This window comes from Pseudomonas sp. C11, from assembly GCF_034683865.1.
Classification (GTDB): Bacteria; Pseudomonadota; Gammaproteobacteria; order Pseudomonadales; family Pseudomonadaceae; genus Aquipseudomonas.
Window position 1 is genome coordinate 40,905 of the sequence record NZ_JAWIIP010000020.1, and the last position, 15,833, is coordinate 56,737.

Consider the following 15,833-nt stretch of genomic DNA (forward strand, 5'->3'; position numbering starts at 1 on the left):
CCTCAGGCCAGTTGTTCGGCTGCTTGATGGATAGCGGCACGAATCCGCACATAGGTGGCGCAGCGGCAGATATTGCCGCTCATGGCCGCATCGATATCGGCGTCGCTCGGCGCCTTGTTGCTGCTCAGCAGCGCCGTGGCGGCCATGATCTGGCCGGACTGGCAGTAGCCGCACTGCACCACATCGAGCTGACGCCAGGTTTCTTGAACGACCTTGCCTACGGCATCGTCGCCGACGGACTCGATGGTGGTCACGCGCTTGCCGACAACGGCCGAAACCGGCGTCACGCAAGAGCGGGTCGGCTGGCCTTCGACATTCACCGTGCAGGCGCCGCACAGCGCCATGCCGCAGCCGTACTTGGTGCCGGTGAGATTGGCGACATCGCGCAAGGCCCAGAGCAGCGGCATGTCATCGGCCACGTCCAATTGATGGTCGGTGCCATTGAGGTTCAGGGTAATCATGGTCTGCCCACCTTATGCTGATGGTATGGGTTGCTTCCGGCACCCAGGCCGAAGTTCGCCCCGCACGGACGGGGCCAGACCATCACTCTAGAGGGCCGCCGCCTGGCTGTCTTGGCCAAGCGGGCAGATCGGCAGAACCGGGCAACAAGTCCGCAGAATCAGGCAATTACCCTGGCTGCAGCGCCCATGGCACTCAGGCCGCGCTGCGTTGGAGGCGTGCCTCGCCAACCAGATAACCGGCCGGCACCAGGTCGGGGAAGTCGGCCAGTTCGCGCTGCAGACGACACTGCTCGGCATAGTGCTCAATGGCCCGGCGATAGGCCATGCGTCGTTGATCCTGCAGCTTGCGACGCGTCTTGGCGTCGGCCTGGGTATTCAGTTGCGCGTCATCGAAGATACGAGGCATCTCGGTTCTCCCGGAACGAGGACTGGAGGCCTCAGCTTGCTCCGGGTAGATGACGCTTTGACGGCGACTCTATGAAGGCTCGGTGACGCTCGCCTGCGCGTCAGTCCTCGCTGCTACGCAGCGACTTGGGCGACAGCCGCAGGCTGCGCAGGCTGCGTTTGACGCTCTTGAGGTGGTTGACCAGGCTCGGCCCGCGCGCCATGGCCACGCCCATGGCCAGCACATCGATCACCACCAGGTGGGCGATACGCGAGGTCAGTGGGGTGTAGATTTCGGTGTCTTCCTGCACGTCGATGGCCAGGTTGACGGTCGACAGCTCGGCCAACGGCGTCTGGCTCGGGCACAGGGTGATCAGGCTGGCACCGGACTCGCGGACCAGGTTGGCGCTGATCAGCAGATCCTTGGAGCGACCGGACTGGGAAATGCACACGGCCACATCACCCGGCTTGAGGGTGACCGCACTCATCGCCTGCATGTGCGGGTCGGAGTAGGCCGCGGCATTGAGCAGCAGACGGAAGAACTTGTGCTGGGCATCGGCCGCCACCGCACCGGACGCACCGAAGCCGTAGAACTCCACGCGCTGCGCATTGGAGCAGGCAGCGATGGCCCGCTGCAGAGCCTCGGGATCGAGCTTCTCGCGCACTTCCATCAGGGTATGCAGGGTGGTGTCGAAGATCTTCAGACTGAAGTCGGCGACCGAATCATCCTCATGGATGGCGAACTGCCCGAAGCTGGCGCCCGCCGCCAGGCTCTGTGCCAGCTTCAGCTTGAGATCCTGGAAACCGCTGCAACCGATGGCACGGCAGAAGCGCACGATGGTCGGCTCACTGATGCCGACACTGTGCGCCAGCTCGGCCATGGAGCTGTGCATGACCGATGCGGGATCGAGCAGGACATGGTCGGCCACCTTGAGCTCGGACTTGCGCAGCAGGTGGCGCGACTGGGCGATGTGTTGCAACAGATTCACGGCATTCGGCTCTTCGAAGAAAGGGTCAACCGCAGGCCCCTGATCGAGCGAGGCTCGGTTATGATCGGTAAACGACGGTTGTAGTGACCTTGTAGTTATACTACACGGCGCATGCCGACGCACAGTTTTAACCGAGTCGGAGTCCCCCCATTGAGCATTCCCTGCGACATGCTGGTTTTTGGCGGCACGGGCGATCTGGCCCTGCACAAGCTGCTGCCGGCGCTCTACCACCTGCATCGCGACGGACGCCTGCATCGCGAAACACGCATCATCGCCCTCGCCCGCACGGCCCACAGTCGTGAGGCCTACCAGGATCTGGCCGAACGTCGCTGCCGCGCCCAGGTGGCACGCGCCGATTTCGACACCGAGACCTGGCGCAGCTTCGCCGAACGCCTCGACTACTTCGGCATGGATGCAGCGCAGAGTGCCGATTTCTCGCGTCTCGCCCGCCACCTCGGCAATGCCGAGCGGGTGCGTGTGTACTACCTCGCCACCGCGCCCAGTCTGTTTCAGGATATTGCCTCGCACCTGGCCAATGCCGGCCTGGCTGGACCACAGTCGCGCATCGTGCTGGAAAAGCCGATCGGCCATTCCCTGGAATCGGCGCAAGCGATCAACGCCGCGATCGGCGCCGTGTTCGACGAGTCCCGGGTATTCCGTATCGACCACTACCTGGGCAAGGAAACCGTGCAGAACCTCATGGCCCTGCGCTTCGCCAATGCCCTGTTCGAGCCTGTATGGCGCGCCGGTCACATCGACCACGTGCAGATCAGCGTGTGCGAAACCCTCGGTGTGGAAAACCGCGGCGGCTACTACGATCATGCCGGCGCCATGCGCGACATGATCCAGAACCACCTGCTGCAGCTGCTCTGCCTGGTGGCGATGGAAGCGCCGGTGCGCTTCGACGCCGAAGCAGTGCGCAACGAAAAGGTGAAGATCCTCGAAGCGCTCAAACCCATCTCTGGCCTGGACGTACAGGACAAGACCGTGCGCGGCCAGTACACCGCCGGCAAGATCGGCGGACAGGACGTGCCGGCCTACTACTTCGAGAAGAACGTCGATAACGACAGCGACACCGAAACCTTCGTCGCCGTACAGGTGGAGATCGACAACTGGCGCTGGGCCGGCGTGCCCTTCTACCTGCGCACCGGCAAGCGCCTGGCACGCAAAACCTCGGAAATCCTCATCCAGTTCAAGCCCGTGCCACATCGCCTGTTCGCCGAGGGGGAAGCCAACCAGTTGCTGATTCGCCTGCAGCCGGAAGAGCGCATCAGCCTGCAACTGATGGCCAAAAACCCCGGCAAGGGCATGCACCTCAAGCCCGTGGAACTGGATCTGAACCTGGCCAACGCCTTCAACCAGCAACGCCGCTGGGACGCCTACGAACGCCTGTTGCTGGACGTGATCGAAGGCGACTCGACGCTGTTCATGCGCCGTGACGAAGTGGAAGCAGCCTGGCGCTGGGTCGACCCGATTCTCCAGGGCTGGCACCAGCACTACCAGAGCCCACGCCCCTACCCGGCCGGCAGCGATGGCCCGGAGCAGTTGCAGCACCTGCTGGAACGCCATGGCCGACACTGGGCGGAGTGAACGCAGCTGGCAGATTCTTGCGCACGGAACAACGGGAAAAGGGCCTGCTGATAGGCTCCAGCCCAGTAAAGCCGGGGCCTTCGGAAGACTGCGCAACAACCTGCACAACACTGCGCAACTTGTTGCGCAATATAACGTGACCGGATACTCAGCGTGACCACTCACCATTTCGTGGTCACACCAAGTCACTGTTTATAAACAATTTTATATTTCTGGCATGCCCCTCGCTTTAGTCCAGGCTCCCGGATCGATCACGATCCATGACCCAGGCAAGGAGAGCACTCATGCCAACACCCGCGTATCTGTCCCTCGAAGGCACCAAACAAGGTCTGATCACCGCTGGCACCTTCACCGAGGACTCGGTCGGCAACATTTTCCAGGAAGGTCATGAAGACCAGATTCTGGTTCAAGCCTACAACCACCAGGTCATCATCCCGCGTGACCCGCAGTCCGGCCAACCGACCGGCCAGCGCGTGCACAAGCCGCTGATGATCACCAAGGTCTTCGACAAGTCCTCGCCGCTGATCTTCAACGCCCTGACCTCCGGTGAGCGTCTGAACAAGTGCCGTCTGGAGTGGTACCGCACCTCCTCCACCGGTACCCAGGAGCACTACTTCACCATCGAACTGGAAGACGCCGTGATCGTCGACGTTCAGTCGCGCATGCCGAACTGCCAGGATCCGAACATGGCGCACTTCACTCACCTGGAAGACGTCTACTTCACCTATCGCAAAATCGTCTGGACCCACGAAGTCTCCGGTACTTCCGGCTCCGACGACTGGCGTACCCCGATCTCCGCGTAAGCCGGGATCGCCTCCGCGTCACCGCAGCGGCCAGGCATCGTCCTGGCCGTTGCGTTTCGGCAAACCGCGCATAGCTTGCGCCGGCCAGTTGCCGAAAACCTCGACCGTTGCCAGCACGGCGCGATCGATTCGGTTACAACCTGGAGCGCGCCCCGCGCCCATCATGGAATGATCGAGAGGAACAACGAATGTTCGCCCAGGCCAACCAGACCCATTTCAGCTTGAGCATCGAAGGCGTCGAACACGACCTGCAGGTGCTCGAATTCAGCGGGCGCGAGGCGATCAGTCAGCCTTACGCCTTCGCGGTGGAACTGATCAGCGAGCGGCCTGACCTCGACCTGGAGAGCCTGCTGCATCAGCGCGCCTTCCTCGCCTTCGACCAGAACGGCGCCGGCATTCACGGCATCATCCACCGCATCGCCCAGGGCGAATCCGGCAAGCGCATCACCCGCTACCGCCTGACCCTGGTGCCACAACTCGCCTACCTGGTGCACCGCACCAACCAGCGCATTTTCCAGCACCTGACGGTGGAGAAGATCATCAGCCAGGTGCTCGAAGAGCACGGCATCCAGGCCGACGCCTACCAATTCCAACTCGGCTCGATCTACCCCGAGCGCGAGTATTGCGTGCAGTACGACGAGACTGACCTGCACTTCGTCCAGCGCCTGTGCGAAGAGGAAGGCATCCACTACCACTTCCAGCACAACACCGATGGCCACATCCTCACCTTCGGCGACGACCAGACCCCGTTCCCGCGCCTGGCGCCGCTGGCCTACCAGCAGGACACCGGCCTGGTCGCCGACGACCCGGTGATCAAGCACTTCGGCGCCCGCCTGGAAACCCGCACCAGCCAGGTCACCCGCCGCGACTACGACTTCGAGAAGCCGCGCCTGCAACTGGAAGCCAAGGCCGAAGGCGATGCCCAGCCCAAACTGGAAGACTACGACTACCCCGGCCGCTACACCGACCGCGAGCGTGGCAAGCACCTGGCCAAACGCGCCCTGGAGCGCCACCGCCACGACTTCGAACTGGCCGAGGGTGACGGCGACTCGCCGACTCTGGTCAGCGGCCACTTCCTCGACCTGACCGAACACCCACGCAGCGAGTGGAACCAGCTCTGGCTGCTCACCGACGTACAGCACGAAGGCAAGCAGCCACAGGTGCTGGAAGAGTCCGTCACCAGCGACACCCAGCCCACCGACGGTTTTACTCAGGGTTATCGCAACCGCTTTACCGCCACCCCGTGGGACGTGCCTTATCGCCCACCGCTAAAGCACCCCAAGCCGCGCATCCTCGGCAGCCAGAGCGCCGTCGTTACCGGCCCGGCGGGCGAGGAAATCCACTGCGACCAATACGGTCGAGTGAAGGTGCAATTCTTCTGGGATCGCGAAGGCCAGGCCGACGAGAAAACCAGCTGTTGGCTACGCGTCAGCTCCAGCTGGGCCGGTGACCGATACGGCGCCATCACCATCCCGCGTATCGGCATGGAAGTGTTGATCACCTTCCTCGAAGGCGACCCCGACCAACCGCTGCTGACCGGCTGCCTCTATCACGCCGAACACGTCGTGCCCTACGACCTGCCGGCGAACAAGACCCGCAGCGTATTCAAGACCCTGAGCAGCCCCGGCGGGGGCGGCTACAACGAACTGCGCATCGAAGACCGCAAGGGCGCCGAACAGATCTACGTCCACGCCCAGCGCGACTGGGACGAAAACATCGAACACGACCAGAAGATCCGCGTCGGTAATGAACGCCACGACACCGTCGAAGCCAACGCCTACAGCCACTTCAAGGCTGAAGAACACCGCACCACCCACGCCGACCGCAAGACCGAGATCAAGGCCAACGACCACCTCACGGTGGGCGACAGCCAGCACATCAAGCTCGGTAACGGCCAGTTCATCCAGGCCGGCCAGGAAATCCACCTTTCCAGCGGCCTGAAAGTTGTGCTCGAAGCCGGCAGCGAACTGACCCTCAAGGGCGGCGGCAGCTTCATCAAACTCGACGGCGGCGGCGTGACCCTGGTGGGGCCGGTGATCAAGATCAACTCCGGTGGTGCGCCGGGCAGTGGCTCGGGGGCGGCTCCCATCTCCCCGACATTGCCCAAGCCTGCCGATACCGCACCAGTAGGCGAGAAAACCGGCATTGCCAATATCAACCAGTTGCCGGCTCCAACTGAAAAAGGGGCTACGGGGCCGCAACAATTGATCGTGGACGTCTGGGGTGACCCAGAGCAAGGCGGACAAGTTGAATTGCTCGACCCGGAGGAAGAAGCATGAGCGAGTTGAAGGATCAACCTATCGAGCAAGGTGTTCGCAAACGCACAGACTACGACAATTCACGCCGTGCCTCTATGGCATTGAATGTGCCACGCCAGGACGGTGGCACCTTGCGCATTCCCGTGGAGCAGCAGATGCGTAGCCACGAGGAAGAGGAAAACATTCAACAGAATACCTTTCTCGCCGTTGTTCCCATGGGACGACTGCCAGGCTACGACAAGCTTGGAGAGGCGCCAAAAGGCGCTGTGCTGCGCTCAGGCAGGTTGTATGTTTTTTGTCGAGGCAAACTATGGCGCGAGCTGGAAAGTGACGGTCAGGGTCAGCTATTCGAAGTAGACGTGCCGCACTGGCGCAAAATCGCCAAAGCAGGGGGCGAAGCAGATGAGCGTAAACCTGTAGGTGCCAAGCAATACCTGTTGCTGCTGCCGATGTTGTTGCAAGGGCGCTTTGTAGGTGATCAGTATGAAATGGCCTACAGCGAATTGCCCTGGACGTGGGAGTACATCGAGTGGTTGGAAGCCAGTAGTAGTCGCATCAAGCAGCGCTGCCAGAATGTCGCGCCGGCATGGTCGGCTGCTGTGGTCGGCCCTGAGCAGTGGAAAGCCACACAAGCCATGCCCATCATCCCACTCACCCGCCTCAGCAAAGGGCTCTGTGCTCGCGAGTTGCATTTCGAGACGCTCCTCGAAGATCCACTAATCTACACCTCTGGCCTAACCGAGCTACCGGCCAACTCACTGGTCAACCAATTACAACAACGCCATCAGGAATTGGCCGCCAAGACTCAAGGGCCTGCACCAGAGCCACTGCCGCCGCTCCCTGAGAACAAGGATCTACTGAGTGAATATCAGCTACGCGGCTATCCACGCCTGGTTGGCATCATGCTGCACGATCCGATCTTCGCCCTTCGCCATGCCGTCGCTCAGACCAAGCTATGCACAGAGCTCCTGCAAACACTCAATGCCCTGGTTCCCCATCAGTCGTTTGGTCGTTATGCCGAAGTGCTATACCAGGAAATGCTCACGCCTGCCGGCTCGCTCAAGGAATTCCGCGATCATGTCGATTTGGCCTCACTCAAGAAGGCCACCCTCCACGATGAGCGGGAACAAGCCCGCGAACAACTCTACCGCCAACAAGAGCGCTTACTCGCCCTGACGCAACAGCTACAACCTGCCTGGCAGGACTACGTGCATAGCAAAGACGAACGTCTGCTGGAGCCGTATGTGCAACTTGTAGAGCTACTGGAGGTACTGACATGCTCGCCAAAGAGCTGTGATCCTCGCTGCATCGAACCGGCGGACACCAAGGTCGCCAAAAATGTAGAAAAACTCAGCAAACAACTGGTGCAAGCCACCCATGCGCTGACACGCGACCTGCTACCCCAGGCCGATAAACTTCCCAAAGCCTTGGAGCGCCTGGAACAGCGCCTTTCCAGCGGCCAGCCAATACGCCCCGAGCGCCTCGGCCTCAGCGCCCTCAGCTTCCTAAACGGCGCTTATATCGCCCAGAACATGGCAGCGGCGACTGACGAAGTGCTCAACCATGTGGCGACCGCCACTATGCTGGCGATCAAGCGCATAACAGAAAGCCCGAGCGTCACCCAAGTCGAACTGCACCGCAGCTTCCTGCCAACCTTCAATGCCCTCAAACGCTTGCATAGCCAGGCCAAGGGTCTGGAATTGCTGCCTCAAGGCAAGGCACTGCTAGAACATAAAGTGGTATTAGGCGTACACGGTGGCGGTGTCAGCTTCGGTATCACCGCGGCCGAGCGCCTCACCCTGACCCGAAACAACTACTACTACGCCAATCTGACCAATCGAGGCAGAACGGTGGCCACCAGTAGCGCCAAGGCAGCCGAGCGTCTCGGCTTCGCCAGCAAGGATCTGGGCAAGGTCATGATCGTAGTGGCCGAAGCCAACGATCCATTGGTGGAGGATTTCAGACAGTGGCGCAGCGTTGCACCACGACTAGATACGGCCAAAGCGCTGGCCAATAGCAAAACGATCCCAATACTGGCGACGGTGTGTGCAGCGTATAGTCTTTATGCGAATACAGTTGGGACGAAAGAGTTAATTAATAGTGAAGCATGGAGATTTCGAGTCGGAGCAGGTGGAGCGCTCATTGACCTTGGCTTAGCCGCCAATAATCTTGCGCTGAAACTATTAACGGATGCAAAACGAGGAGCTCATCCTTGGCATGTTTTCTGGGAGCGCGGACGACTTAACACCTCGGGTTTCTGGGCCAAAAACCTGATGAAACGTACGGGCAACCATTGGCTCAACTTATCGCGCATCGGTTCCGCTGCCGCCATGGCTGTCACCGCTACACTATTCGCGTGGGACGCTTACCGTACTTTTCGTGACGGCGATAACGAAGTTGCCATCGCAAATATGGTGGCCGCCAGCGGCGCAGGAGTATGGGCGCTCTATACCATTGGCATTATCGCCAGTCCCTGGTTGCTCGGTATTGGGGTAACCCTACTGCTGGCCGGCGTAGTCGGCACTGTGCTGATGGCAGCCAGCCCGCTGGAGCAGGCTATCAAGCACGGGCCGTTTGGTCGCCAGCAGCGTCTGGAGCAAATGAATGACCCTCTTCAGGCCTACCAGCAACTGCTCGGTATCATGGGCGCTCCTGTCGTCCGTATCGAACGCATGGCGCAGTGGCTAGAACAAGCCAGCGAAGATGACCGCCAGCGCCTACAAGTGAGCCAGCAGGAGCAGCGTGTCGTACTCAGCACAGAAGATTGGGCAGTGGAGATTGCCAGCCCACTGCTCGGCCAGTTTCGTAATGGCCTGGATTTCAACCTGCTTGCCTGGGAGCGCCTGCGCACCCGTAGCCATTTTTCAGGCTGGAACAACCAGCGCCCCATCAAGATCGACAGGGAGAAGCTGGGAGCGGTGCTGCTGAAAGACAATCGCCTGCTGTTCGTGTTGCCGGCCATGCACCAGATGATCGCCCAACGCGATCCACGCCGTAATCTGCAAACCATCCAATACGGCCTGAAGGTCTGCGCTCAATTCCACCTGGGGGAAGCCATGTGCTATGCCAACGACCCCTTCCCCGGCTATAACCGCATCACCCTGCCGCAACCCACGCCACGTCAATGGCAGCCCTACTCCCCAGGCTTGCCTGCCGATCTGGAAACCCGTGATGAAGCCGCTTACTGGCTGATCAGCAAACGAGACTTCACCGACCAATGAATGCGCCTGCCCCATCAGATCACTACGCCCCGTCCGCCTACCGCAGCACGGCTATCCCTGCCCAGCCGCCACACAAGTGGCCGCAGGATGCCAACCGCAACGGCCCTACTCGCACACCACTGAGCTGGGGACACTATGCCCATCTGGAGCCCTGGCAGGATATCGATGCACAACTTCAACCCGGTATGCGTAACTTCCTCGATGGCAAGGGAGAGGAAGATCTTTATATCAACCATAAACGCTGGAAATTCGAAAACTCCAGCAAGTGGATGATCTTGATCCCATATTTAAAATGGTGGTCGATTTTATTTGCTCCGTGGTTTTTTTGGATGCTTACCATTCCAACACCCAGTTTTAGCAATGAGTCATTAAAAATCACAGCCGAAATAACACTGGTTTTTCTTTCCATATGCATGATAGGTGTGAGTAGTTGGCTTATGTGGCGAGACACACCAAACTCCAGAGCTTATCTGGCCCAAGTAGGAATCGGCTTTTTTATTGCACTTACTGCATCAATACTGACATTCCAAACGTCCCAGCATGGAGCAAATTTATTTTTGGCCTGCGCAGCCATGGCATTCAGCGTTTTTATGGGGCTGATCGGCTGGGATTACCTGCAGGATCTTTATTTGCGCCTCTTTGCCCATGATGGCAGTGGCTTCAATCGTCAGACCGGTATGCTCACGATAGGTCGCTTTTGGCGCAAACCCTTCTCGGCGCCACTCTACGAGTTCGACGCCACCCTGGAATTTCGTCCAGGCGCTCATGGCAACAGCGGTTTCGCCATCTGGTTGCATCACCGTTACTGCGATGTTCAGGTCGCACTGGGCGGCAAGCTCCAGTCGCTGGGCATGAACCTCGAAGAATCCCTGGCATTTTGGGACAGCCTGCAGCGTTACATGGACGTCACCCAGCCCTTGCCGGATCTGCCCCTGCTCGAACAGTTCCGCCACCTGGATCCGGTTACCGCCGCCCATGATCAACTGCAGGACCGCCCATCTCGTCGCTGGCGTGATATGCCCTATCGTGCCTGGGAGCGTCGTGGCAGAGCCGAGACCATGGCCCGTAACCGTGACTACAAGTGGCAGCAACAGCCTTGCATCCTGCAGGCAAAGATTGATCCCAGCCTGAGCATCGAAGCTTATTACCGCAGCCAGGAAGCCAAGGGCATAGCGGCCACTCCCAAAGCCGATGACTTCGATGCAGTTCATCGGGGATCGGGGAGCCGATAGCACTGCATGCCATCCCCCCATCACATCAGGCGCAGCATCACTACAGGCACTCCATTGCATTAAGGGAACAAGGACTGACTATCCTCCGGAAATCAAGGAGCTCGCATGGCTGTAAGCGACCTGATCCAACAAGCCCGTACTCGCTTCGAGCAGTCCCGCAGCGCGCTCTTACGAGCCGACGAGCCCACTGGAGAAAAACCGTGGGAAATGTTCGTTACCGATGAACATACCGAGCATTATCTGGCCATCAAGAATGGCGGGGACTCCGACAGGGGAATGTTAACTGGAGCACTGGGGGGAGTTGGTGGGATAACGGCGCTTCTCATGTGCTCCATCCTCATCCTGAGCGGAAATACAGATGGCATTTTGACAGGAGTAATCTTAGCAGCCGCTCTTTTCGTTATTCCGTTCCTGTGGGAAACCCGCCGTCCACTCCCCTTGCCGATACTCTTCAACCGCCGCACCCGAGAGGTCTATTTCGATCACAATGGCAATCTGTACCACAGCCCTTGGGACGGTATACAGGCGCTGGCAGGCGAGTTTGTTATGGTTGGCCCACATACCGGTGGTATGCGAAATGCCTCACTGGAAATTCTCGTACGACGCCTCGGCGAGCCCGATAACGCGTTGCTGATAAGCCTTGGCCTACCGATGGGCGAAACCCTGCAAATGCAGAAAGGCCTTTGGGAATGGCTACGCGCCTATATGGACAATGGTCCCTGGTTCGATGAGAACGGCCAGCGCAGCGACTCCGATGCATACGTAAAGGAAATGCTTTCTGCCCATACCAACCCCACTGGTTTTCTTGCCTTCCGGCGGCAAAAAATTACTGAGAAAAAAACAGCCAACGGGGGCAAGAACTACCTGGAGTGGACTGATGCGATTCTCTATCTGGGGCACCTACTTTTCTACCCGATGAACTGGCTGCAGGAGCTCACCTACAACATCGCCAAGCGCCGCTCCCGTAATCGCTGGCCAGAGATCGTCACAGAACGCCTACAGCCAAACGGTCCTACTACGCGCCTTATCGATTTGGAGCGTGAACGTGGGCTGGACGTACAAATCCGTACATAAACTTAACGGAGTCAAGGAAAGACCATGCAACAAGCCACCTGGAATCATGCCCAATACCTCAGCGTGCTGTCTTGGACAATGTTCAGTGCTGCCGTCACAAGCGCGCAGCTATTTCTTGTATTTTTCCCTTTTGGCAATCTGGATGAGTACGTGCTGGGTTGGCCTCTCGGACTATCGCTGACCGCAAACGTCATACTAGTTATTGCGTCCACATTAGGTCGTCGCGACCAATATGTTCGTATCTCATTCACGGATAACGGAATCCAACATGATGACGAATCCGAATCCTACCGTCGCAACGAACTGCTTCGTGCCAGTGACATCAAGAAAATCCGCGTTCGACGCAATCCATTCTTCAAGTCACTGACGATCGACATGAAGGAAGACAATCAACGCTTCTTTCTGAGCAATGTGTCTCTCACAGAGAATTTTCTGGCGGAAGCCAATGCTCTCATCAACCAAGCAGCGGACAACGCGCCGCAAACTGGCCTGCAAAAAGCGTAAGTTGCAAAGGGGAGCGACCGAGAGTCGCATCGCAAGAGATCACCGATTTCAGAGCCACAACCAGTGCGGTCACAACGTTTTTCTGGCCCCCACCTCACACGGCCACATAGCGCTATGAATGCACTGATAAAGGTTTTCCCGGATAGCATTTTCACCGTCGATGACGCGGGTGGTGTTTCGATGATCGAACGCCACTCTGCCACGTTCATGACCCATGTGTTGAGATGGGGCTGGTTAGTACTTCCTCTGGCTTTTATCGCGTCATGGCGGGTCGACGTTGCAGGGCTTACGGTCACATTATTCTGCTTGTTGGGGGGATATCCGCTCATTGCGCTGGTAATCGCAAACTGGATATTTCCCGACACCACCTACGAGGCCCACTTCGACGCTGAGGGGCTTCATCTGGCCATCGGCCAAGCGCAAGACCTGACAGCCCATGCCAGTATTTTCGTTCCTTACCGGGAGATCACTGAGCTGATGACTCTTGACCATTATCGAGATATGGGCCGATACGGCACCACGTGGTTTCGTAGCTACATCATCAAAACGAAAGTGCCATACGGCGAAAAGCCTCACCTGAAAATCAACACCAAACGCAGTGCGGAGTCGGTGTATTCCGTTTTGAACAGAGTCGCTCAACTGCCTGCGGCACAACACATCCGCATACCGCCGATGATTACCATTGGCGATCCGCCCTTCAGCCCAGCAAGAAGACGCGAACAACGCGAAGAGCGAGAGAGGCGTCTACGCGGAGAGGTGTAATGGCTAGAGAGCACAAAGTTGCCGACGGACAGAACCCGGCCTAGGTGGCGAAATGAAGTTCCAGTTGAGCCTTCCGCCAGGGCGACCGGCAACGCCCCATCATCGAGATAATTTGCCGAGGTGCGAAAAGCATCAGGGCCGGAGCCGAACGCTTTTATTAGCTGCTTCGCGCCGGGCATGCGCCAGTACGATCAGCAGTACCAACAACCCCAGCACGCCTGCCCCAACGAACAACCCCTCATACCCCAGCACCTTCGCCAGCACCCCGCTGCTGGCGCCAACGACGCCGGACAACAGCACCTGCGCCGAAGCCTGCAGGGTGAAGTCGGCGCCTTCGTGTTCGGGGCGGCACATGCGCATCATGGCGGCGAACAGGGCGACGGTGGACATGCCGTCGGCCACTTGCTCGAACAGGGTCACGGCATAGACCAGGCCGGTGTTGGCGCCCTGCCCTACCAGCAAGGCCAATGCGGCGATGCCGATGGCCTGCAGGGCGCCGAACAGGATCAGCGCACGCAGCACGCCGATACGGGCGTAGAGCAGGCCGCCAAGCAAGGCGCCGCCAATGCCGGCCAGGCTGCTGATCAGGGTCAGTTGGCCGAGCGCTGCGGTGCTCCAGCCCTGATCCACCAGCATTGGCTTGATCATCGGCGAGCCCAGCGAGTCGCCGAGCTTGAAGGTGAGCACCACCGCCAGCCACAACAGCATGCCGGGCTGCGCCAGCAGGCCGCGATAGTGGTCGAGCAGCAGACGCGGGCCGAAGGCGCGTTCCGCCTGGATGGGTTGGAAGGGCAAGACGCGGCGTTCGGGGAAAAACCATATAGGCACGGTCATCAGCAGGATCAGGCCAGCCAACAAACCCAGCGCCAGGTTCCACCCCAGCGGGTCGATCACCAGCAGCAGGCCGCTGCCGCTGACGATCATTCCGACCTTGTAGCCGCCCACCTGCAGGCTGTTGCCCAGGCCGCGCCAGCGCTCGGGCAGCAGGCGCACGGTAAGACCATCGGTGGCCACGTCCTGGGTGGCGGCCAGCAGATTGATCAGCAGCAACAGGCCGAGTAGCCACCACAGGCCGGCGCCGAACAGGGTCTGCGGCGCCAAGAGCGCCAGCACGGCGACGCAGGCGATTACACCGCCTTGTAGCGGCAGGATCCAGCCACGGTGGTGGCCCAGACGCCGTGAGGCCAAACGGTCGATCCAGGGCGCCCAGAACACTTTCAATAACCAGGGCAGCGCCAGCAGTTTGAGCAGGCCGATCAGCGCCAGGTCGACGCCGTGCTGACGCAGCAGCACCGGCAGCGAATGGGCGATCAGACCGGAGGGCAGGCCTTGCGCGCAATAAAGCGAGGCCAGCAGCACCAGCGTGGCGTTGGACAGGCGAGGTGCGGTGGGCAGCATGGCGAGCGCTCGCGGCAAAAGCGCAAGCCTAGTGGTTTGCGCCTGCGAGCGGCAACGAGGCGGTGGTTACAGTTCGTAGCTGGGCGGGTAGCGGTTAAGCCCCTCCCACAAAGGCCCGGCCAGCCCGTGCTCTGGATGCAATCCGGGGCGCTTCAATCGCGAATGAATTCGCTCCTACACAGAGTCTGCCGCTGGACTCTCCAATGCGTCTACAGGCTATTCAGGCACTCGCTCAGGCCGTTGGCAAGGTTCTGCAGCAGGTGTTCGTAGCCGTTGGCGTCGACCGGCAAGGTGCCGCCCAGGGCGTCGAGTTCGGCCAGTTTGACCGGCAGGCCGGCCGTGAGGGTTTCGGCCAGGCGTGGGCGCAGCGGCGGCTCGCTGAATACGCAGCTAGGGCCAGCCTGTTGCAGGCGCTCACGCATGGCGGCGACGTGCTGGGCGCCGGGCTGTACTTCGGTGAGCACGCTGAAAACACCGGCATGCTTGAGGCCATAGGCGGCCTCGAAGTAATCGAAAGCCTCGTGGAAGACGAAGTAGGGCTTGCCGTGCAGGGCCGTCATTTGCGGGCGAATGCGCGTGTCGAGCGCATCCAGACGCTGTTCGAAAGCCTGCAGGTTGGCGGCGTAGCGCTGTGCGTTGGGCGCATCCAGCTGACTCAGATCGGCGGCCATGCGGGCAGCGATCACCCGTGCATTGGCCGGCAGCAGCCAGAGGTGGGCATCCAGGCTGCCGGGGCGATGATCGTGGTCGTGTTCCCCGTCGGTATTGGCGTGCTCATGAGCGTGCTCGTCGTGGTCGTGCTCGTCCTGGCCCTCGCCAAAACGGCGCAGGTTCATGCCGGGCAGATCCTGCACCGCCACCTGCGGTTTGTCGCGACCGCCCAGCACGCGCGGCAGGAAGGCCTCCATATCCGGGCCGATCCAGTACAGCAGGTCAGCATCACGCACCCGCCGTACGTCGGATGGGCGTAGCGCGTAATGGTGTGGCGAAGCGCCGGGCGGCAGCAGTACCTCGGGCTCGCCGACGCCATCCTGCACCGCTGCGGCTATCAATTGCAGCGGCTTGATACTGGTCAGAACACGCACCTCGGCCTGGGCGCTGGCAACGAAAAACAGGGCAATAAGACAGAAAAGACGCGACACGGGGCATACTCAAGC

The 15,833-nt window shown here is 60.0% G+C and carries 13 protein-coding genes; 8 read left to right on the forward strand and 5 right to left on the reverse strand.

Annotated features, from left to right (window positions below):
* Positions 1-2: 2 nt before the first annotated feature.
* The 3 genes from VC352_RS23495 to hexR all read right to left on the reverse strand — a co-directional run bounded on the left by VC352_RS23495 (position 3) and on the right by hexR (position 1,834).
* Positions 3-461 (reverse strand): (2Fe-2S)-binding protein, encoded by a 459-nt coding sequence (locus tag VC352_RS23495; RefSeq protein ID WP_322981918.1) that lies wholly within the window; start codon positions 459-461, stop codon positions 3-5.
* Positions 462-654: 193 nt separating this feature from the next.
* Positions 655-867, reverse strand: a complete 213-nt coding sequence (locus VC352_RS23500) for a PA3496 family putative envelope integrity protein (RefSeq protein ID WP_322981919.1) — start codon at positions 865-867, stop codon at positions 655-657.
* Between the two features lie 100 nt (positions 868-967).
* On the reverse strand, positions 968-1,834 hold the full coding sequence (hexR, locus tag VC352_RS23505; RefSeq protein WP_322981920.1) for a transcriptional regulator HexR: 867 nt from the start codon (positions 1,832-1,834) through the stop codon (positions 968-970).
* A gap of 111 nt (positions 1,835-1,945) precedes the next feature.
* Here hexR and zwf point away from each other — a divergent pair, with 111 nt between their 5' ends.
* From zwf to VC352_RS23545, 8 genes are all read left to right on the forward strand, one after another.
* Positions 1,946-3,424: a glucose-6-phosphate dehydrogenase gene (gene zwf, locus VC352_RS23510; RefSeq protein WP_322981921.1), complete on the forward strand. Its 1,479-nt coding sequence runs from the start codon at positions 1,946-1,948 to the stop codon at positions 3,422-3,424.
* A gap of 284 nt (positions 3,425-3,708) precedes the next feature.
* The gene (locus VC352_RS23515; protein ID WP_003241180.1) at positions 3,709-4,227 is read left to right on the forward strand and encodes an Hcp family type VI secretion system effector; all 519 of its coding nucleotides are present in this window, start codon (positions 3,709-3,711) and stop codon (positions 4,225-4,227) included.
* Between the two features lie 188 nt (positions 4,228-4,415).
* Positions 4,416-6,506 (forward strand): type VI secretion system tip protein TssI/VgrG, encoded by a 2,091-nt coding sequence (gene tssI / locus VC352_RS23520; protein WP_322981922.1) that lies wholly within the window; start codon positions 4,416-4,418, stop codon positions 6,504-6,506.
* Complete coding sequence (locus VC352_RS23525; protein WP_322981923.1) at positions 6,503-9,706, forward strand: hypothetical protein; 3,204 nt, start codon at positions 6,503-6,505, stop codon at positions 9,704-9,706. Before tssI ends, VC352_RS23525 begins: the two co-directional genes overlap by 4 nt.
* Complete coding sequence (locus VC352_RS23530; protein ID WP_322981924.1) at positions 9,703-10,938, forward strand: hypothetical protein; 1,236 nt, start codon at positions 9,703-9,705, stop codon at positions 10,936-10,938. Before VC352_RS23525 ends, VC352_RS23530 begins: the two co-directional genes overlap by 4 nt.
* Before the next feature lie 105 nt (positions 10,939-11,043).
* On the forward strand, positions 11,044-12,012 hold the full coding sequence (locus VC352_RS23535; protein WP_322981925.1) for a hypothetical protein: 969 nt from the start codon (positions 11,044-11,046) through the stop codon (positions 12,010-12,012).
* A gap of 24 nt (positions 12,013-12,036) precedes the next feature.
* The gene (locus VC352_RS23540) at positions 12,037-12,516 is read left to right on the forward strand and encodes a hypothetical protein (protein WP_322981926.1); all 480 of its coding nucleotides are present in this window, start codon (positions 12,037-12,039) and stop codon (positions 12,514-12,516) included.
* A 114-nt stretch (positions 12,517-12,630) separates the two neighbouring features.
* The gene (locus VC352_RS23545) at positions 12,631-13,278 is read left to right on the forward strand and encodes a hypothetical protein (RefSeq protein WP_322981927.1); all 648 of its coding nucleotides are present in this window, start codon (positions 12,631-12,633) and stop codon (positions 13,276-13,278) included.
* A gap of 132 nt (positions 13,279-13,410) precedes the next feature.
* Here VC352_RS23545 and VC352_RS23550 read toward each other — a convergent pair whose 3' ends face one another.
* Both VC352_RS23550 and znuA read right to left on the reverse strand, forming a co-directional pair.
* Complete coding sequence (locus tag VC352_RS23550; RefSeq protein WP_322981928.1) at positions 13,411-14,676, reverse strand: MFS transporter; 1,266 nt, start codon at positions 14,674-14,676, stop codon at positions 13,411-13,413.
* 209 nt (positions 14,677-14,885) lie between these two features.
* Positions 14,886-15,818 (reverse strand): zinc ABC transporter substrate-binding protein ZnuA, encoded by a 933-nt coding sequence (gene znuA, locus VC352_RS23555; RefSeq protein WP_322981929.1) that lies wholly within the window; start codon positions 15,816-15,818, stop codon positions 14,886-14,888.
* Positions 15,819-15,833 lie beyond the last annotated feature (15 nt).